Annotated in this window: 1 protein-coding gene; it reads left to right on the forward strand. The window is 66.6% G+C overall.

Features of this window, described 5'->3' with window-relative positions; translation table 11 throughout:
• Positions 1-160: 160 nt before the first annotated feature.
• On the forward strand, positions 161-2497 hold a 2337-nt coding region (locus MKK88_RS09655), incomplete at its 3' end, for a TonB-dependent receptor (RefSeq protein WP_243999109.1).

A 2497-nucleotide genomic window follows, 5' to 3' on the forward strand; every position in this document is an offset into this window, starting at 1 on the left:
GGTCCTCGTAAATCGCCCGGTGCACGACGGGGATTAAACACGACTCCGTGATTTGTATGCAATCGGCGATGCGGCATCAGTCAGATCGGCGAACCTGACAAAAGCAGGGCGCGGTCTTGAGATTTGGCTGGGGGAATACAGGCACGCCTTGCGAGGCAGCCTGGTCGCGTCCGTGGAAATACTGCCCGGACTGGCACAGGCACAGCAAGCGGAAACCTTGGGTGAAATAAGTGTGGTCTCGACGTCGCCGGTCGGGGCCGGCGGCGGCAAGTCGAGCGGCGCCCAGAACCTGAACACCCTCGGCCAGATCGTGCCGACCGCCCCCGCCGGGCCGGTCCGCCTGCGCGGCTCCGAGCAGCCGCTCAACAAGATCCCCAGCACCGTCGAGACCGTCACGCCCCGCCAGATCGCCATCGACCGCGGCACCGACAACATCATCGCCACCTTCGCCCGCGAGACCCCGGGCGTGAACATCAGCGACTCCCAGGGCAACGGCAACCGCGTCGACCTCAACTACCGCGGCTTCACCGCCTCCCCCGTTCAGGGCGTGCCGCAGGGTCTGGCCGTCTACCAGAACGGCATCCGCATCAACGAGGCCTTCGGCGACGTCGTCAACTTCGACCTGATCCCGCCGCAGGCGGTCCAGCGGATCGACGTGGTCACCGGCAACCCGATCTTCGGCCTCAACGCCATCGGCGGCGCGGTCAACATCCAGATGAAGAACGGCTTCACCTGGCAGGGCACCGAAATCTCGGCCTGGGGCGGCTCGGACGCGCGCACCGCCGGCTATCTCGAATACGGCAAGGTCGTCGACAACTGGAGCTTCTACTTCACCGGCGATGGGCTGAACGACCGCGGCTGGCGCTACCAGAACCCGAGCACGATCGGGCGTCTGTACGCGGATCTGGGCTACCGCTCGCAGGACTCGGAGTTCCACCTGATCGGTCTGGCCGCGCGCAGCTTCTACGGCGCGGCGGCCGCGACGCCGGTGGACTTCACCCATGTCGATCCGCGGGCGATCTTCACCTTCCCGCAGACGCAGACCACGCAGGTCGGCTCGCTCCAGCTGACCGGCCGGGTCGACATCTCGCCGACCTGGGACCTCGCCGGCAATGCGTATTACCGGCGCTTCAACGAGAACTACGTCGACGGCAACCAGGGCAATTTCGAGCAGTGCAGCTCGCGCTCGAGCTTCCGCGGCTTCCTCTGCTACCAGGACGACGCGTTCAACGTGAATGCGCCGCCGACCAGCCAAGTGGCGGCACGCCGCGCCTACGCCAACCAGTTCGCCATCCTGGGCCTGAACAACCAGCTGATCCCGTTCCGCCGGGCCATCCCCTACGGCACGATCGACACGACCCTGACCAATTCGGAGGCCTATGGCGGCTCGCTGCAGGCGGCCAACCGCGACCGGATCTTCGGCCTGCCCAACACGTTCGTGATCGGCGGCAGCGTCGACGCCTCGACCTTCTCGTTCAAGTCGTCGAGTCAGCTCGGCGTCATCAACCCGAACCTTCTGGTCACGGTCGATCCGAACAACCCCTATTACGGCACGATCCCCGGCCTCGGCACGAACGATATCCGCACGCTCGGCGCCCTCGGCATCGCCCCGACCAATGTCAGCGGCTCGACGCTGTATCTCGGCCTCTACGCCACCGACACCCTCGACCTGACCGATCGGCTCTCGCTCACCGCCGGCTTCCGGCTCAACTATGCCCGCATCCAGACCCGCGACCAGACCGGCTTCTCGCCGGACGTGACGGGTGTGAACGAATTCACCAAGGTCAATCCCCTGGCCGGCCTGACCTATCAGTTCGACCCGGCGCTCAACCTCTACGGCAGCTACTCCGAGTCGAACCGCGCGCCGACCCCGCTGGAGCTGTCCTGCTCCAGCCCGACCCAGCCCTGCCTACTGCCGAACTCGCTGGTCGCCGACCCGCCGCTCAAGCAGGTCACCGGCCAGACCTACGAGGCGGGCTTCCGCGGCGTGATCCCGAACTTCCTCCAGGGCGGCGCCCTGACCTACAAGGCCGGCGTGTTCCGCACCGACCTGACCAACGATCTCTATCAGGTCGCGGTCGCCGGCAATGCGGCCCGCGCCTACTACATCAACGTGCCGGCGACGCGTCGCCAGGGCATCGAGGTCAGCGCCGAGTACGCCGTCACCCCCGACCTGCTCGTCTACGCCAACTACGCGCTGATCGACGCCACCTTCCAGTTCACCGCGACGCTCTCGTCACCCAACAACCCGCTCGCCGGCACCGGGGCGGCCGGCGGCGCCGTCGGCGGCGATGTTGTCCCGAACGGTGGCATCCGCGTGCGGCCGGGCGACAAGATCCCGCTGATCCCGGATCACCAGATCAAGGCCGGGTTCGAGTACAACATCACCCCGGACTGGCGGTTCGGCCTCAACGTGGCGGCCTTCTCGTCGTCCTACTTCCGGGGCGACGAGTCGAACCTGAACCGCAAGCTGCCGGCCTACTACGTGATGAACCTG

Source organism: Methylobacterium sp. E-005, assembly GCF_022829725.1.
GTDB lineage: Bacteria > Pseudomonadota > Alphaproteobacteria > Rhizobiales > Beijerinckiaceae > Methylobacterium.